Origin of the sequence: Streptomyces sp. NBC_00376 (assembly GCF_036077095.1) — a bacterium.
Lineage (GTDB): Bacteria > Actinomycetota > Actinomycetes > Streptomycetales > Streptomycetaceae > Streptomyces.
The window spans coordinates 6102776-6118842 of the sequence record NZ_CP107960.1 but is presented as its reverse complement, the minus strand read 5'-3'; the positions used below and the strand labels follow the sequence as shown (position 1 = coordinate 6118842).

Sequence of the window (16067 nt, the reverse complement as noted above, 5' to 3'; positions counted from 1 at the left end):
GGTGGCCGTACCGGACACCACCGCACGGCACACGGCCGGGGCGCGGAGCACCGCCCCGGTGCTCCAGCTGACGGGGCTCGGCTGGGGCGTCGGCGGGGCGACGATCGTCGAGGACGTCACGCTCGGCGTCCACGAGGGCGAGTTCCTGGCCTTCATCGGCCCCAACGGGGCGGGCAAGACCTCCCTGTTCAACCTGATCAGTGGGCTGACCACGGCCACCTCCGGCACCATCGCGCTGGACGGCACGGACATGACGGCCGACCCCGCGCACGCACGGGCGCGGCGCGGCATCGGCCGCACCTTCCAGACGTCCAGCCTCTGGCCGGCGATGAGCGTGGCCGACCACGTCCGGCTGGCCGCCCAGGCGGCCCGGGGCGGCTCCTACCGGCTGTGGCGGCGGGCCTCCCGGTACGCCGCCGAGGTGGACGGCGTGCTGGAGCGCACCGGCCTGGGACACCGGGCACGGGCGACGGCGGCCGAGCTGTCGCACGGCGAGAAGCGGAAACTGGAGCTCGCGGTGCTGCTGGTGGGCGAGCCGCGCCTCATGCTGCTCGACGAGCCGATGGCCGGGGTCAGCGCGGAGGAGGTCCCCGCACTCACCGAACTCATCCGCACCCTGCACCGCGACGAGGGCCGCACCGTCCTGATGGTCGAGCACCACATGGACGTACTGCTGGGGCTGGCCGACCGGCTCGCCGTGATGCACCACGGAAAGCTGCTGGCGCTGGACACCCCCGAGGCAGTGACCGCCGACCCGACCGTCCAGCAGGCCTATCTCGGGGAGGGGCTGTGACCACCGGACCCCTGCTCGCCGTACGGGACCTGCGGGTCCTGATCGGCGGCCGGCACATCCTGCACGGCGTCGACCTGGACGTGGCCCGGCACGGCGTGACCGCGCTGCTCGGCCGCAACGGCGCCGGGAAGACCACGACCGTGCGCGGCGTCCTCGGTCTCGTCCCGCGCACCGGCAGCGTACGGCTGGACGGCGAGGAGACCGTGGCGATGCCCACCCACACCGTGGTGCGCCTCGGCATCGGTTACGCCCCCGAGGACCGGGGTGTCTTCGCCGGGCTGACCGTCGCGGAGAACCTGCGGCTGGCCGAGCGGCGCGGCGCCGAGGGGCCCGCGTACGGACTCGTCCATGAGCTGTTCCCCGAACTGAAGCGCCGGGAGCGGCAGTTGGCGGGGACGCTGTCCGGCGGGCAGCAGCAGATGGTGGCGATCGGCCGCACCCTGCTCAACGGCAACCGGCTGATCATCGCCGACGAACCCACCAAGGGCCTGGCGCCCAAGGTGGTCACCGAGGTCGCCCAGGTGCTGGAGCGGGCGGCCGAGGCGGTGCCGGTGCTGCTCGTGGAGCAGAACCTCGCCGTCGTGCGGCGCCTGGCCGAGCACTGCGCGGTGCTCGCCGACGGCCGGACGGCCCACCAGGGACCGGCCGCCGAGCTGCTGGGAGACGCGGAGACGGCACGGCGGCTGCTGGGTGTCGGACACGGCCCGGCCACCGAAGCACCTTCCGTGGAGGCGGATTCCTGATGTCCACCGTCGTTCTGCTCACCATGACCGGACTCGGTCTGGGAGCCCTCTACTTCCTGATCGCGTCGGGACTCTCGCTGATCTTCGGCCTGATGGACGTGCTCAACTTCGCGCACGGGGCGCTGCTGTCCATCGGCGCGTACGGCACCTGGTGGGCGGCCTCCGGCCATCTGCCCGGCGCCGGTCCCGGCGGGGCGGGCTTCGTCCTCGCGGTCCTGTTCGGTACGGCGGTGGGCACCGCGGCCGCCGTGCTGCTGGAACTCGCCGTCGTCCGCCCGCTCTACACCCGGCCGCGCGAGCAGGTGCTCGCCACGGTCGGGGTGGGGCTCGCCGTCCCGGCGTTGCTGTCGGGCATCTGGGGTTCGGACGCCCGTACCTTCCCGGGCCCGAAGGCGCTGTCCGGCACCTTCGGGCTGTTCGGTGCCCAGGTGCCGGTCAACCGGCTGGTCCTGGTCGCGGCGGCCCTCGTCGTGCTCGTGGCGCTGCGGCTCTTCCTGGGCCGCACCCGGCACGGTCTGGTCGTACGGGCCGGGGTCGAGGACCGGGCGATGGTCACCGCGCTCGGCATCGACGTGCGGAAGGCGTTCACGCTCGTCTTCGCGATCGGCGGCTGCGTGGCCGCGCTCGGCGGGGCGCTCGGCGGCCTGTACTTCGGCTCGGTCGACCCGCGCCAGGGCACCTCGCTGCTGATCTTCGCGTTCGTCGTGGTGGTCACCGGGGGCATGGGGTCGGTGAGCGGCGCCGCCGTGGCGTCCGTCGTCATCGGCCTGGTCCAGCAGTTCGCCAACTACTACACCGCAGCGGGCCTCGGCGACCTGGCCGTCGTCGTCCTGCTCGCCGCGCTGCTGCTCGTACGGCCGCGCGGACTGACCGGGAGGCTCGCGTGAGCACCGCCACCGAGACACACCACCGCACCGGCGAGGAACACCCGGCCGCGCGGGCGCCGGGGAACACCGCCCGGCTGCTGCGCCGCTGGTGGCCCGCCGCCGCACTGCTGGTCCTGGCCCTCGCCCCGTTCAGCGCACTGCCGCTGCCGGGACTCCTGGACGGACCGCTGGGCAGCCCGGGGAGTCTCCAACTCATCGCCACCTGCCTGCTGTTCGGCGCACTGGCGACCGGTTACGACCTGCTGCTCGGCCGCACCGGGCTGCTCTCCTTCGGGCACGCCCTGTACTTCGCGGCGGGCAGCTACGCCACGAACACGTTCCTGCTGGAGGCGGGCCTCCCGTTCGCCGTGTCTGCACTGCTCGGCGTCTGCTGCGGGATCGCGCTCGCGCTGGTCCTGGGGTCGGTGAGCCTGCGGGTCACCGGCATCGGCTTCTCCATGGTGACGCTGGCGTTCGCCCAGGCCGGGTCGATCCTGGTCTCCCGCAACCCGGGCGGTCTGACCGGCGGCGAGGAGGGCCGGGCCGCCCCCGCCGAGCTGCTGCCGTCCGGGCTGGTGGGCATCGAGAACACCGCGAACCTCTACTGGCTGGCCCTCGCCTACCTCGTCCTGACGCTCGCCGTCGTCCACCGGGCGGTCAACTCCCCCACCGGGCGCGTCTGGGAGGGCATCAAGGAGAACGAGCGCCGGGTGGAGGTGCTGGGGCTGAAGCCGTACGGGTTCAAGCTCACCGCCTTCGTCCTGGCGGGCGCGCTGGCGGCGCTCGGCGGTCTGGTGCACCTGCTGCTCACCGGCGGCTCGACCCCGCAGACCACCACCTCCGACTTCACCCTGTCGCTGCTGGTGATGGTGGTGCTGGGCGGGTCCGGCACCCGGTGGGGGCCGATGGCCGGCGGCATCCTCTACACCTGGGCCGATCACCGGCTCGGTGATCTGGCCGGCTCGGGCGCGGTCGCCGAACTGCCCGCGGTGCTGCGGGTGCCGCTCTCCCAGCCGCTGTTCCTGCTCGGTGTGCTGTTCGTGGCCGTGGTACACCTGCTGCCCGGCGGACTGGCCCGGCTGCCGTCCCGGCTGCGCGCGGCACGCCGTACGCCCGCCGGCGCCGAAACGTCCATGGACAGGAAGTCCCGGAAGGAGAACGGACGCCCGTGATCGCATACGAAGAGGTACGAGTCCCCGTGACCGGGGGCGAGTTGGCGGTGCTGCGGTGGCCGGCCCGGGAGCCCGGCGCCCCGGTCGTCGTCGCCCTGCACGGCATCACGGCCAACGCGCTGTCCTGGGGGCCGGTGGCGAGGCTGCTGGACGGCCGGGTCACGCTGGTCGCGCCGGATCTGCGCGGCCGGGCCGGGAGTTCGGCGCTGCCCGGTCCGTACGGGATCGCCGCGCACGCCGACGACGCGGCCGCCGTGGCCGCGGCGCTGGGCACGGGCCGGGTGGTGCTGGCGGGCCATTCGATGGGCGCGTTCGTGGCGGCGCTGGCCGCCGTACGGCACCCGGAGCGGTTCGGGCCGCTGCTGCTGGTCGACGGCGGCATCGGCTTCCCCGCCCCCACCCACCTGTCCCCGGACGAGCTGATGACCGCCGTGATCGGCCCGGCCATGGACCGGCTGTCGATGACCTTTCCGGACCGGGCCGCGTACCGCTCGTTCTGGCGGGCGCACCCCGCGTTCGCGGATGCCTGGTCGGACGAGGTGGACGCGTACATCCAGCGCGATCTGACCGGGGACGAGCCCGCCCTGCGCTCCACCTGCCGGATCGAGGCGGTGCGCACGGACGGCATCAACCTCTTCGACGAGGAGGTGCTGTCGGCGGTGCGGAAGCTGCCCGCCCCGGCGACGCTGCTGTGGGCGCAGCGCGGGCTGATGGACGAGGAGCAGGGGCTGTACGACGAGAACCGGCTGGCGGCGGCGGAGCTCGGGGGTACGCGGGTGACCCCGGTGGCGGTCCGGGACGTCAACCACTACACGGTGCTGACCGGGGACGCGGGCGGCAAGGAGGTCGCACGCCGGCTCCTGGACCTGTCGGGGGCCTGAGGGGCGGGGGCCGGGGCGCCACCGGTCGCGGCCGGAGCCTGAGGGGCGGGGTCGGGGCGCTACCGGTCCCGGCCGCCGCCCGCCAGCAGGTGGAGCCGCAGGGCGAGTTGCAGTTCCAGGGCGCGCCCCGGCTCGTTCCAGTCGCGTCCCAGCAGCACCTGCACCCGGTCCAGCCGCTGCACCACCGTGTTGACGTGCACGTGGAGTTCGTCCTTGGCCCGGACGAGGCTGCCCCCGGAGCCGAAGTAGGCGCCGAGGGTGCGCACCAGGTGGGTGCCGCGCTGTGCGTCGTACTCCAGCAGCGGGCCGAGCGTCGCGGAGACGAAGCCGTCGACGTCCTGCGCGTTGCCCAGCACCACGCCCAGGAAGCCGAGTTCCTCGACGCAGGCCCCTTCGCCCGTGCGCCCGAGGACCCGCATCGCGCGCAGACAGCGGGCGGCCTCCCCGTACGCGGCGGCCAGTTCCCGGGCGCCGCGTGCCGGGCCGGCGGCGGCGACGGTGACGGAGGTCTGGGCGAGCCGGCCGAGCTGGGCCGCCGCCGCGCGGGCCGCGTCGCCCGCGGCCGGTCCGGGGTCACCGGCCGCCACCAGCAGCACCACGGCCCCGGCGTGTTCCGCGCTCACCCCGTGGATGCCCCCGCCGAACAGATAGCGCATCGCGGCGGGGGCCAGCCGCTCCCGGGCCCCGCCCTCGGCCACCAGCAGCAGATGCGGGCGGTCGAGGTCGATGCCCAGGCGCCGGCCGCGTTCGGTGAGTCCGGCCGGGTCGCGGTCCGCGTCGGTCAGCAGGTCGGAGACCAGCTCGCCGCGTATCCGGTTCTCGGTCTCGGCGACGGTGCGCCGCAGCAGCAGGAGCAGTCCGGTGACCACCGAGGCCCGCTCGAACAGCCGCCGGTCGGAGTCGTCGAGCTGTCCGCGCCGGTGCAGGACCAGTCCGGCCAGGAGTTCCTGCCCGGCGAGGACGGCGCAGATCCACCGGCCGTCGCGGTGCACGGCGCGGGCGCCGGTACGGGACTCCTCGGCGGTCTCGGCCAGCCATCCGGCGTCCATGCCGTCGGCGGCGAAGTCCGCGCCGTCGGGCCGGACGGCCGCCAGGGGCCGCCCGCCGGGGTCGTGGATGGTCAGCGGGGAGTCCAGCAGCCCCGCGACCGCCGTCGCGACGTCCTTGACGTCCCGGCCGCGCAGCACCAGGTCGGTCAGCCGGTCGTGGGACTCCTCGGCCCGTCGCATGGCCGCCGAGTGCGCCCGTACCGCCGCGTTGGCCTCGGCCAGCTCGGCGTTCGCGCCCGCCAGTTCGTCCAGTGCGGACCGGGTGTCGGCGAGCGCGCGGGCGGTGTCGATGGCGATCGCGGCATGGGCGGCGAGCGAGCAGAGCAGGGCGACCTCGTCGGGGCTGAAGACGCGGGGCGACCGGTCGGCGGCGAAGAGGACGCCGATGACCTTTCCGGTCCCGCCGCGGCTGGAGCCGAGGAGGAGCGGCACGCCCAGGATGGCGACGAGCCCCTCGTCCAGTACCCCGGCGTTGATGTTGCGGGTGTGGTGGAAGCGGTCGTCGGTGCGGTAATCGGGGGTCGCGTACGGTCGCGCGGTCTGTGCCACCAGGCCGCCCAGCCCGTGGCCGAGCTCCAGCCGCAGCCGCTGGAAGACCACCGACACCGATCCGTCGGTGACCCGCATGTAGGTGTCGCCCGCCTCCTCGTCGGGGAGGGTGAGGTAGGCGGTGTCCGTGCCGAGCAGCATCCTGGCCCGGCGGACGATCGCCTTGAGCACGTCGTCTAGGTCGCGGGAGGCGGCCAGGTCGCCCGCCGTGTCGAAGAGCGCGGTGAGCTGGAGCTCGCGGCGGCGGTGCTGACGCAGGGCGCCCCTGATCCGCAGGGCGGTGGCGGTGGCCCGCTCCACCTCCGCCAGGTCGCCGGCGGGCACCCCGGCGGCCCGCGCCTGCGAGGAGACGGCGCCCAGCGCCTCGGCGGGGGCGTCGTCGGCCAGCAGGTCGAGCAGGCGTCGCAGATGGGGCGCGGCGGAGGCGGCGGAGGCGGAGGCGGACGGTTCAGACATGGGCGGCCAGGATTCGTAGGGGGCGGGGGGCGGTTGTCGGTCCGGGTGCCGACCCGGGGGTTCGGTCGGCGGTCCGGCCTCCGCCCCGGGAGGTCAGTTGGCGGTCCAGCCGCCGTCCATGGAGAGCGAGGTTCCGGTGATGTGCCCGGTGCGCGGCCCGCAGAGCCACAGCACGGCCTCGGCGACGTCAGCGGGTTCGATCAGCCGCTTGATGGCGCTGCGTTCCAGCATGACCCGGCCCACCACCTCCTCCTCGGAGATGCCGTGCGTACGGGCCTGGTCGGCGATCTGGTTCTCGACCAGCGGGGTGCGTACGTACCCGGGGCAGACGCAGTTGCTCGTCACCCCGTGCTCCGCCGCTTCGAGCGCGACCACCTTGCTGAGTCCCTCCAGTGCGTGCTTGGCCGTCACATAGGCCGACTTGTAGGGGCTGGCCCGCAGTCCGTGCACCGACGAGATGTTGACCACGCGCCCCCAGCCGCGTTCGTACATGCCCGGCAGGGTCCGGCGCAAGATGCGGAACGGGGTCTCCACCATGACGCGCTGGATCAGTGCGAAGCGGTCCGGCGGGAATTCGTGCACGGGCGCGACGTGCTGGAGCCCGGCGTTGTTGACCACGATGTCCGCGTCGGTGGGCAGGGTGTCCACCGCGTCGGGGACGGCGAGGTCGACCACCCACGCCGTCCCGCCGATCTCCGCCGCCAGGCTCTTCGCCGCCTCGGCGGCCTTGTCCACCACGTGCACATGGGCGCCGGACGCCGCCAGGGCCTGTGCGCAGGCCCGCCCGATACCGCTCGCGGCGCCGGTCACCAGCGCGGTGCGGCCGGCGAGCGGCGGGTTCGCGGAGGGCGGGGCGGTGAGCGGGGCGGGCCCGGGGGCCGGGCGCTGAGGAGTCTCCATGGCCGTCACCGTAAGGAGGCCGGGGCCCCCGTCACACGGGGCCGGTGCACACACCGTCGTACACCGGCATGGTGGCGGCGCACATGGGGCGGGTCCGGCGGCGGGCCGTCGGTGCGCCGGACGGGCCCCGGGCGCCGCGGCGGTGGCACGAGGGACGCAACGGCGGCGCCGCACACAGCCGGGAGCGGGGCGTTGTCCGCCGGGCCCATGGGCGCGGACTCCGCCGCCCCCTAGCGTCCGCACCGCGGTTCCCCACCCAGGAGCCGGACCACCCCCCACAGGGAGGCACCCGTGCGCCCATCGATCCTGCGACGCCTGCTCCGGCGCGTCGCCTCCACCGCCGCTCTCGCCCTCGTCGCGGCGACGCTGAGCACGGCCGCGGCCGTGCAGCCGGCCTCGGCCGCCGGCGGTCTGCAACAGGTCACCGGCTTCGGTTCGAATCCCGGGAACCTCCAGATGTACGAGTACGCCCCGGCCGGACTGCCCGCGAACGCGCCGCTGGTCGTCGCGCTGCACGGCTGCACCCAGACCGCGAACGACTACTACGCCTTCTCGGGCTGGCCGAAGTACGCCGACCTTTGGGGCTTCGCCGTGGTCTTCCCGCAGACCTCGGCCGCCAACAACGCGCTGTCCTGCTTCGGCTGGTTCGATCCGGCCGAGGACAGCAGGGGCCGGGGCGAGGCCGCCTCGATCGTGCAGATGGTGGAGTACGCCGCGCAGCAGTACGGCTCGGACGGCCGCCGGGTGTACGTCACCGGCCTCTCGGCGGGCGGCGGTATGACGGCCGACCTGCTGGCCGCGTACCCGGACGTGTTCGCGGGCGGCTCCGTGGCCTCGGGCCTGCCCGCCCAGTGCGCGACGAGCCAGGCGGGCGCGTCCGGCTGCCAGACCGGGCCGCAGAAGCTGACGCCCGCGCAGTGGGGCGACAAGGTGCGCGGCGCCCACCCCGGGTACACGGGGCCCTGGCCCCGGGTGGCGATCTGGCAGGGCACCGCCGACTACACCGTGTACCCCGCCAACGCCTCGGCCCTGCGCGACCAGTGGACGGACGTCTGGGGCATCGGCCAGACCCCGGCGGCCACCGACACCCTCCCCGGCAGCACCACGCGCAGCGTGTACGACGACGCCTCGGGCAATCCCGCGGTGGTGACGTACTCCGTGTCCGGCATGGGCCACGGTCTGGCCGTGAGCCCCGGCTCGGGCACCGAGCAGTGCGGGGCGACGGCCGCGTACTTCCTGAACGCCATCTGCTCGACGTATCACACCGGCGTCTTCTGGGGCCTGGACCAGGACGTCCCCGGCGGCGGTGAGCAGTTGCCCGCCCCGTCCGGCCTGCGGGTCACCGGCGTCACGGCGGACAGCGTCTCGCTGGCCTGGGACGCGGTGGCGGGCGCGGACTCGTACGCGGTGCACCGCGACGGCGCGAAGGTCGCCACCACCGCCTCCGCCTCGTACACGGACCCGGGTCTCACCGCCGGCACGGCGTACCGCTACACGGTGGCGGCGATCGACGGATCGGGCATCCCCGGCACCGCCTCGCCCCAGGTGACGGCTACCACGACCGGCGCCGCCCCGGCGCGGTGCTTCACGGCGACCAACTACGCACAGGTGGCGGCGGGCCGGGCACACACCACCGGCGGTCTCGTGTACGCCAACGGCTCGGACCAGAACATGGGCCTGTACAACGTCTTCGTCACCCACACCCTGCGGGAGTCGCCGCCCGGACACTTCGTGATCGCGGACACGGGGTGCGCCGCCTGAGAGGCACCCCGCGCGCCCGGTCCCGGACCGGCGCGGTCAGGTCTTGCGCAGGTCCGGGGCCGGGACGCCGATGAGCAGCCGCCGCAGGGCGTCCCACGCGGCGCGCATCGCACGGGTGAGGGCGGGCGGGTCGCTGCCGACGATCCGGACCCACGCCCCGCAGTCGTCGGGCAGGGTGCTCACGCCGAAGACCGGGCCGGCCGGTGCGAGCGCCTCGTGGAGGGCGTCGGCGACGCTCGCGGCGGAGGCGAGCGGGGTGACCGCGTACAGCGAGGCCATCAGGTCGTGGTCGCCGAAGACGGCGTGCCCGGTGACCCCGCCCGGCCCCTGCGGATCGAGGCGGACGGTGTCCACGGCCAGGAGCGTCCCGTCGGGGCGGCGGATCTCCAGATCGCTGAAGAGCATGCGGTAGGCGTGCCGTTCGCCCCGGGCGAGCCGCCCCGCCGCGATCGTCTCGCCCAGCAGCACGGTGGCGGTCGGGTCGACGGTCACCCGGGTGTGCTGGTAGAAGCGGGCGTCCCGGTAGGGGATGAGGGCGTCCGGCAGATACTCGACGTAACTCCCCTCCCCCGCAGTCAGGTTGACGATCTGGGTCGCGTGGTCGAACTCCATCCGGTGCACCTTGGTCGCGGCCTGGGTGGTCAGGTGGACCGAGGTGCCGGGGCCGCAGTCGATGTCGATCCGGTTGCGGTCGGCCTGGATGATGCCGCCGCCGGTCGACATCAGATAGGTCACCGGAAGGTCGGGCCGCAACGGGTCGATGTACAGCGGGCGCATGATCTGGAGCGGTGACTTCTGGTACCGGTCGACGAGTTCGGTCCGCCCGCCCACCCGCGCGTAGCCCAGTTCGAGCAGGCCGACCTTGCCGGGGCGCCCGGCGGCCAGGGTGTCCGGGGTGCCGGCGAGTCCGAGCATCGGGGCCGGTATCCGCCGGGGTTCGTAGTGCGCGGGATCCAGCCGCGCGGGCGCCTCGGTCACGCGGAGGCCGTCTCCTGCGCGGCTTCGTGGGCGGCTTCGTGCGACAGCAGGAAGTCGGCGATGGTGCCGAGTCCGTCCCCGGTGAGCGAATTGGTCAGCACCACCGGCCGGCCGTCCCGGACGCGGTGCGCGTCCGACTCCATGACGCCGAGATCGCACCGTACGTAGGGGGCGATGTCCACCTTGTTGATGACGAGCAGCTCGCACTCGGTGATGCCCGGTCCGCGCTTGCGCGGCATCTTGTCGCCCTCGGCGGTGTCCAGCACGAACAGGAACAGGTCGACCAGGGCCGGGCTGAAGGTGAGGGTCAGGTTGTCCCCGCCGCTCTCGAAGAGCAGGGTGTCCACCTCGGGGAAGCGCTCCATGAGCTCGTCGGCGGCGGCCTGGTTCATCGTCGGGTCGTCACGGACGGCGGTGTGCGGACAGGCCCCGGTCTCCACACCGACGATCCGGTCGGCGTCGAGGATCCCGGCCAGGGTGCGGCGCACATGCGCGGCGTCCTCGGTGGTGAAGATGTCGTTGGTGATGACGGCGGGGGTCCGGCCGCGCTCGATCAGCACCGGGACGAGCGCCTCGATCAGGGCCGTCTTCCCGGAACCGACCGGTCCGGCGATCCCGACGCGCAGCACGCCGTCCTTCGGCCGCCGCATGAGCTCGTCGTGGCCGTGGTCGTGGTTGTGCCTGGCCTGCATGGGGTCGTGCATGGTGTTCCTGTCCTGGTGGTGTGGGTGCGGGTGGAAGGGATGCGAAGGGTGCCTGCGGGACAGCCCTCAGCTGGCGAACAGCCGTGCTTCGGCGCGCTCGTGGCGACCGGCCATGACGTCCGCCACCGGGACGCAGCCCCCGATGTCGGCCGGTTCCCGCCCCAGAGCGGCTTCGACGGTCTTCTCGATCACCGGGGCGGCGCCGTGCAGGACGACCTGCGCCCGGCGGTGGTCGGTCAGCCGCAGCCGCAGGGCGGCCCCCACGAAACTGGCCGCGAAGGCGAACAGTTCGCAGGTGACCGCCTGGCGGACGGGCAGCCCGTTGCCCGCGTGGACGACGGCGGCGACGACCGGCTGGCAGCCGCGTACGGCACCGTCCCGGTAGAGGTCCCGATACCGCTCGACGGGCGCGGTGCCGTACACCTCGCCGGCCAGGTCCAGCAGCTGCCGTCCGGTGCGGACGGCGGCCTGCCGGGCCTCGCGGCCCAGTTTGGTGGCGTGCAGCCGCTGCTCCACGGCCACCACCTCCTCCCAGTCGTCGGCGGTGACCGCACGGTGGGCGAGCGCGAGGGCGGTGGCGTCGGCCGGGCCCACGCTGTGGCGCAGCAGGTCGTGCAGGAGCGCCGGCAGGCCGGACGGGGTGACCGCGCGGGCCTGCTGGAAGCCCTCCAGGCCGTGGGAGAGGGTGTAGTAGCCGCTGGGGAAGGCCGAGTCGGTGAGCTGGAGTCCGGTCAGCAGGGCCGGGATCGGGATCGGGTCGTTCACACCGGGATTTCCGTTCGGGCGGTCGTGAGGCGATGCGGTCGTCGGGCGATGCGGTCGTCAGACGATGTAGAAGAGGTGGTTGAGCGGCAGCCGCTCGGCCGGCTCGATGGTCGCGGGCTCGCCGTCCACGGTGACCTTGTACGTCTCCGGGTCCACCTCGATGCGCGGCAGCGCGTCGTTGCGCACCATGTGCTGCTTGCCGATGGTCCGGCAGCGCTGCACGGGCTCGATCCGCCGTTGCAGCCCCAGCTCCCCGGGGACCCCGGCGGCGATGGACGCCTGCGACATGAACGTCACCGAGGTGCGCTGCTTCGCCCGGCCGTGGGTGCCGAACATCGGCCGGTAGTAGACCGGTTGGGGCGTCGGCAGCGAGGCGTTCGGGTCGCCCATCAGGGCCCAGTTGACCATGCCGCCCTTGATGATGAGCCTGGGCTTGGCGGCGAAGGAGTGGATCGGCCAGAGCACGATGTCGGCGAGCTTGCCGGGCTCCAGGGAACCGATCACGTCCGCGGCGCCGACCGCCGTCGCGGGGTTGATCGTCAGCTTGGCCAGGTAGCGCAGGACCCGCGCGTTGTCGTTGCGGGAGCTGTCCTCGGCCAGCGGGCCGCGCATCTCCTTGCAGTGGTGCGCCGTCTGGAAGGCGCGCAGGAAGGACTCGCCGACCCGGCCCATGGCCTGGGAGTCGGAGGAGAAGATGCTGATGACGCCGAGGTCGTGCAGCACGGTCTCGGCCGCGATCGTCTCGGCCCGCACCCGGCTGTCGGCGAACGAGACGTCCTCGGGGATGTCACGGGACAGGTGGTGGCAGACCATCACCATGTCCAGCAGCTCGTCCACCGCGTTGACCGTGTAGGGCAGGGTCGGGTTGGTGGAGGCCGGCAGTACGTTGGCCTCGCCCGACACCCGGATGATGTCGGGGGCGTGACCGCCGCCCGCGCCCTCGGTGTGGAAGGTGTGGATGGTCCGGCCGTCGATCGCCGAGAGGGTGTCCTCGTAGAAACCGCCCTCGTTGAGGGTGTCGGTGTGGATGGCCATCTGTACGTCGTGCTCGTCGGCGACCCGCAGCGCGGTGTCGATCGCGGCGGGGGTGGCGCCCCAGTCCTCGTGCACCTTCAGCCCGGCCGCTCCCGCCTCGACCTGCTCCCGCAGCGCCTCGGGCAGGCTGCCGTTGCCCTTGCCGAGCAGTCCCACGTTGACCGGCAGGTCCTCCACGGCCTCCAGCATCCGGTGGATGTTCCAGGGTCCGGGGGTGCAGGTGGTGCCGTTGGTTCCGTCGGTGGGTCCGGTGCCGCCGCCGAAGAAGGTGGTGATGCCGTTGGACAGGCCCTCCTGGGCCTGCTGGGGTGCGATGAAGTGGATGTGCGTGTCGACGCCCCCGGCGGTGGCGATGAGGTGCTCGCCGGAGATCACCTCGGTGCCGGGGCCGATGACGAGCTTGGGGTCGACACCGTTCTGCAGATGCGGGTTCCCCGCCTTGCCGACGCCGACGATCAGGCCGCCGCGGACCCCGATGTCGCCCTTGACCACGCCGAGGACCGGGTCGAGGACCACGACGTTGGTGATGACGAGGTCCAGGGCGCCCTCGCGGTTCAGCGCGGAGGGGTCCTGGGCCATGCCGTCCCGGATGGCCTTGCCGCCCCCGTAGACGGCCTCTTCCCCGTAGGAACCGGCGTTGTGGTCGTACTCGACCTCGACGATCAGGTTGGTGTCGGCCAGGTGGAACCGGTCGCCCACGGTGGGACCGAACAGGTCCGTGTACTGCTTGCGCGGGATGATCGCCATCAGTTCCGCTCCTCTGCGTTGTTCTTCTCGGTTCCGGACCCGGGCTGCACGAAGCCGAGTTCCGCGGCGCGGCGGAGCGCGTCGCGCCGGGTGTCCGGGGCCGACAGGCCGCCGTTGACGAGTCCGGCGAAGCCGTTGAGCCGGCCGGTGCCGCCGAAGGCGCACAGCTCCACCTCGCGGGTGTCGCCGGGCTCGAAGCGCACGGCGGTCCCGGAGGGAATGTCCAGGCGCATGCCGTAGGCGGCCTCGCGGTCGAAGCGCAGGGCGCGGTTGATCTCGAAGAAGTGGTAGTGGGAACCGACCTGGACGGCCCGGTCACCGGTGTTGGCGACGGTGAGCCTGGTCCTGGCACGGTCGGCGTTGATCTCCACGGGTTCGTCCCCGTAGAGGTATTGGGCTCCGCCCGACATGTGTGTCTCCTCGGTCTTTCAGGCGCTGATCGGGTCGTGGCAGGTGACCAGCTTCGTCCCGTCGACGAAGGCCGTCTCGACCTGGAGGACGGTGAGCATCTCCCGTACGCCGGGCATCACGTCGTCGCCCGAGACGACCCTGCGGCCCAGCTCCATGCATTCGGCGACGGTGTGGCCGTCGCGCGCGGCCTCCAGGACGGCCTCGGTGATCAGGGCGGCGGCTTCGCTGTAGTTGAGCTTGGTCCCCCGGTCCCTGCGGCGGCGGGCCAGGTCCGCGACCACGTAGACGTGGAGTTTGTCGATTTCCCGCGGTGCGAGGTTCATGGCGTCACGTCAGCTTTCTCGAAGGAGTTTCCTCGAAGGCGTTTCTCGGAGGCGTTTCTCGGAGTTGCTTTCTTGAGTTGTTTCTCGAAGTTGTCTCCCGAAGGAGAACCCGGGCCGGTCCAGGGCCGGAGCGGCGGCCAGGAAGAGCCAGGTCGTCACGGTGAACGGCCAGGTGAAGGGGGTTGTGCCGGACGGCTGGGCGAAGGCTTCCCAGGCAGCACTGAAGGGGACCGAGGCCACGGCGGCGAGCGCGGCGTACCCGGTGGTCCACGGGGTGGGGGTCAGGAAGGTGGCGGCCAGTGCGATCGCGCAGAGCACCGCGTTGTAGCCGTACAGGCCCTCGGTGATCCTGTCCGCGGGCAGCCCGGCCGCGCAGGCGGTGAGCAGCGCGAGAACGCTGCCGCAGACCGCTGCGAGGGCCGCGGTCCGGGAGGCGACGAGGAGCCCGGCGAGCAGGATCAGGCCCGCGTACCAGTTGTCCAGGAAGAAGATCTGGCCGATGTTGTTGCAGAACGCGTGCCAGGCCTCGGCGGCCGTCAGCTCGGTGAACCCCGGAACCCGGGCGGCCACGCCCGCGGTGACCGGGGCGCCGGGCAGCGCGATCGTCAACGCTCCGGCGACCAGACAGTAAGGGGCCGTCAGGACCGGCAGCCCGAGCGGAGCGAGGAGCCGCCCCGCGGCAGCGGCCGGCACCGAGCAGACGGCCGCACCGAGCACGGCCAGCACCGCGGTCTGCCACGAGGCGCCGAGCCGTACGACGAGGGCGATGCCGGTAAGGCAACCGCAGTAGCCCTGAAGCCCTTTGCCCACTCCCTGCCGGTCGGCACCCAGCAGGACCGCCGCCCCGGCGGACGAGGCGGCGCCGAGCAGGCCGTACACCCCGATACGCCAGCCGCCGGTGAACAGCGCGAGGGTGAACAGCAGCCCGGACCAGGGGCTGGAGACGAGTGCCACCTGGGCAACGCCGCGCAGTTGCACCAGTCCGGCGCGGAGAGAAGGCCGGTCCGGTCCCGGCGCCGCCTGTTCCGCTGCGGGCATGTCATCTCCTTTGAGGACATGGCGAATTGACCCGTACCCCTCCGGCACCCCGGGGGATCGGGATCTTGATCAACAATCTGTTGAGACGGTACGCCCGGCAACAACCCGACAACGGTGCCGAGTTGGCGCATCTCAACGTGACGACACGAACACGGTCAGACATGTCCGCAGATGAGGGGCGCACCTGCGTGGCGCCCTGCGGAGTGTTTCGGCCCCGCGTCCGAGGGATCCTTGGTCAGAGGTTGAACGTTTCGTACCTGTTGCTTGACCGATCGTTTGACGGAACCGGGAAGTCGCAGCCACATGCCTTCCCGTACCGCGCACTCAGGCATTTCGACCGGGAACACTTACGCATTGCCGGCACCGGTCAATACCGGGGTCACCCGATGGACTGCGGTCCCGCGCCACTTCAACGATAAAGTCATCTCGGCAACATGACACGACCCCGCCACCGGTGTGCGCGCGCCGCATCGCCCGCACACCGACGACGGGGTCGGACCGCGGCCACCGAATCGGGACCGCAGAAATACTCACCCGGGGGGGCCGCCATGCTGTTCGTTTACATCTTTTCCGCCGCCATCGCCGTGGGCACCGTCTCCTATATCATCCACCTTTCCCTCCGCGACCGAATGATCGATGCACATGGCCGGGACATTCGGGCCCTGGTGGAGGACGTTCGCCGCGTCGCCGAATATGACGGCGGGTCCATCACCATCGAATACCGGCTCTCATGGCACGAGGACGGCGAGACCAAATACGTGGAAGGCCGGGAAACCATCCTTGCCCGCCGCTCGTCGCAGGTACAGAAAGGCTGCGAGGTCGATATCAAGTACCTGGATGACGACCACATCTCGTTCGTCTTCGACAAGTGACCCGCCGGACAGCCCTCGGTCCTC

At 72.6% G+C, this 16067-nt stretch carries 16 protein-coding genes; 7 read left to right on the top strand and 9 right to left on the bottom strand.

Annotation, left to right across the window (positions count from 1 at the left end):
- Position 1 precedes the first annotated feature (1 nt).
- From OG842_RS27630 to OG842_RS27610, 5 genes are read left to right on the top strand one after another with little or no spacing between them, the layout of a single operon-like run.
- The gene (locus tag OG842_RS27630; RefSeq protein WP_328512566.1) at positions 2–793 is read left to right on the top strand and encodes an ABC transporter ATP-binding protein; all 792 of its coding nucleotides are present in this window, start codon (positions 2–4) and stop codon (positions 791–793) included.
- Positions 790–1536, top strand: a complete 747-nt coding sequence (locus OG842_RS27625; RefSeq protein ID WP_266737117.1) for an ABC transporter ATP-binding protein — start codon at positions 790–792, stop codon at positions 1534–1536. The genes OG842_RS27630 and OG842_RS27625 overlap by 4 nt, the downstream gene beginning before the upstream one ends.
- Positions 1536–2423 carry a branched-chain amino acid ABC transporter permease gene (locus OG842_RS27620; protein WP_072483430.1) on the top strand — a complete coding sequence of 296 codons (888 nt, stop codon included), beginning with the start codon at positions 1536–1538 and terminating at the stop codon, positions 2421–2423. Before OG842_RS27625 ends, OG842_RS27620 begins: the two co-directional genes overlap by 1 nt.
- Positions 2420–3574 carry a branched-chain amino acid ABC transporter permease gene (locus OG842_RS27615; protein WP_383765076.1) on the top strand — a complete coding sequence of 385 codons (1155 nt, stop codon included), beginning with the start codon at positions 2420–2422 and terminating at the stop codon, positions 3572–3574. Before OG842_RS27620 ends, OG842_RS27615 begins: the two co-directional genes overlap by 4 nt.
- Positions 3571–4455, top strand: a complete 885-nt coding sequence (locus OG842_RS27610; protein ID WP_328512565.1) for an alpha/beta hydrolase — start codon at positions 3571–3573, stop codon at positions 4453–4455. Before OG842_RS27615 ends, OG842_RS27610 begins: the two co-directional genes overlap by 4 nt.
- Before the next feature lie 59 nt (positions 4456–4514).
- On the opposite strand, the gene OG842_RS27605 is transcribed toward OG842_RS27610, so the two are convergent.
- On the bottom strand, positions 4515–6509 hold the full coding sequence (locus tag OG842_RS27605) for a helix-turn-helix domain-containing protein (RefSeq protein ID WP_328512564.1): 1995 nt from the start codon (positions 6507–6509) through the stop codon (positions 4515–4517).
- 93 nt (positions 6510–6602) lie between these two features.
- Positions 6603–7409 (bottom strand): 3-hydroxybutyrate dehydrogenase, encoded by an 807-nt coding sequence (locus tag OG842_RS27600; protein WP_266737122.1) that lies wholly within the window; start codon positions 7407–7409, stop codon positions 6603–6605.
- Between the two features lie 291 nt (positions 7410–7700).
- On the opposite strand from OG842_RS27600, the gene OG842_RS27595 reads away from it, so the two are divergent.
- On the top strand, positions 7701–9170 hold the full coding sequence (locus OG842_RS27595) for an extracellular catalytic domain type 1 short-chain-length polyhydroxyalkanoate depolymerase (protein WP_328512563.1): 1470 nt from the start codon (positions 7701–7703) through the stop codon (positions 9168–9170).
- 36 nt (positions 9171–9206) lie between these two features.
- Here OG842_RS27595 and OG842_RS27590 read toward each other — a convergent pair whose 3' ends face one another.
- The 7 genes from OG842_RS27590 to OG842_RS27560 form a co-directional block, all read right to left on the bottom strand.
- Positions 9207–10085: an urease accessory protein UreD gene (locus tag OG842_RS27590; protein WP_266737387.1), complete on the bottom strand. Its 879-nt coding sequence runs from the start codon at positions 10083–10085 to the stop codon at positions 9207–9209.
- Positions 10086–10144: 59 nt separating this feature from the next.
- Complete coding sequence (gene ureG / locus OG842_RS27585; protein ID WP_328512686.1) at positions 10145–10798, bottom strand: urease accessory protein UreG; 654 nt, start codon at positions 10796–10798, stop codon at positions 10145–10147.
- 120 nt (positions 10799–10918) lie between these two features.
- Positions 10919–11617: an urease accessory protein UreF gene (locus tag OG842_RS27580; protein WP_328512562.1), complete on the bottom strand. Its 699-nt coding sequence runs from the start codon at positions 11615–11617 to the stop codon at positions 10919–10921.
- Between the two features lie 57 nt (positions 11618–11674).
- Complete coding sequence (ureC, locus tag OG842_RS27575; RefSeq protein WP_266737125.1) at positions 11675–13399, bottom strand: urease subunit alpha; 1725 nt, start codon at positions 13397–13399, stop codon at positions 11675–11677.
- Positions 13399–13809, bottom strand: coding sequence for an urease subunit beta (locus tag OG842_RS27570; RefSeq protein ID WP_266737127.1), 411 nt, complete (start codon positions 13807–13809; stop codon positions 13399–13401). Before OG842_RS27570 ends, ureC begins: the two co-directional genes overlap by 1 nt.
- An 18-nt stretch (positions 13810–13827) precedes the next feature.
- Positions 13828–14133, bottom strand: a complete 306-nt coding sequence (locus OG842_RS27565) for an urease subunit gamma (protein WP_266419767.1) — start codon at positions 14131–14133, stop codon at positions 13828–13830.
- Positions 14134–14142: 9 nt separating this feature from the next.
- Positions 14143–15171 carry an urea transporter gene (locus OG842_RS27560; RefSeq protein WP_266737129.1) on the bottom strand — a complete coding sequence of 343 codons (1029 nt, stop codon included), beginning with the start codon at positions 15169–15171 and terminating at the stop codon, positions 14143–14145.
- A gap of 548 nt (positions 15172–15719) precedes the next feature.
- On the opposite strand from OG842_RS27560, the gene OG842_RS27555 reads away from it, so the two are divergent.
- Entirely contained in the window at positions 15720–16043 is a 324-nt protein-coding gene (locus tag OG842_RS27555; RefSeq protein WP_328512561.1) for a hypothetical protein, read from the top strand.
- Positions 16044–16067 lie beyond the last annotated feature (24 nt).

Bases quoted from the DNA above. Each gene is read 5' to 3' on its own strand.
- OG842_RS27620 (WP_072483430.1), top strand. From the start codon at position 1,536: ATGTCCACCGTCGTTCTGCTCACCATGACCGGACTCGGTCTGGGAGCC.
- OG842_RS27605 (WP_328512564.1), bottom strand. From the start codon at position 6,509: ATGTCTGAACCGTCCGCCTCCGCCTCCGCCGCCTCCGCCGCGCCCCAT.
- OG842_RS27600 (WP_266737122.1), bottom strand. From the start codon at position 7,409: ATGGAGACTCCTCAGCGCCCGGCCCCCGGGCCCGCCCCGCTCACCGCC.
- OG842_RS27590 (WP_266737387.1), bottom strand. From the start codon at position 10,085: ATGCTCGGACTCGCCGGCACCCCGGACACCCTGGCCGCCGGGCGCCCC.
- ureG (WP_328512686.1), bottom strand. From the start codon at position 10,798: ATGCGGCGGCCGAAGGACGGCGTGCTGCGCGTCGGGATCGCCGGACCG.
- ureC (WP_266737125.1), bottom strand. From the start codon at position 13,399: ATGGCGATCATCCCGCGCAAGCAGTACACGGACCTGTTCGGTCCCACC.
- OG842_RS27570 (WP_266737127.1), bottom strand. From the start codon at position 13,809: ATGTCGGGCGGAGCCCAATACCTCTACGGGGACGAACCCGTGGAGATC.
- OG842_RS27565 (WP_266419767.1), bottom strand. From the start codon at position 14,133: ATGAACCTCGCACCGCGGGAAATCGACAAACTCCACGTCTACGTGGTC.
- OG842_RS27560 (WP_266737129.1), bottom strand. From the start codon at position 15,171: ATGCCCGCAGCGGAACAGGCGGCGCCGGGACCGGACCGGCCTTCTCTC.
- OG842_RS27555 (WP_328512561.1), top strand. From the start codon at position 15,720: ATGCTGTTCGTTTACATCTTTTCCGCCGCCATCGCCGTGGGCACCGTC.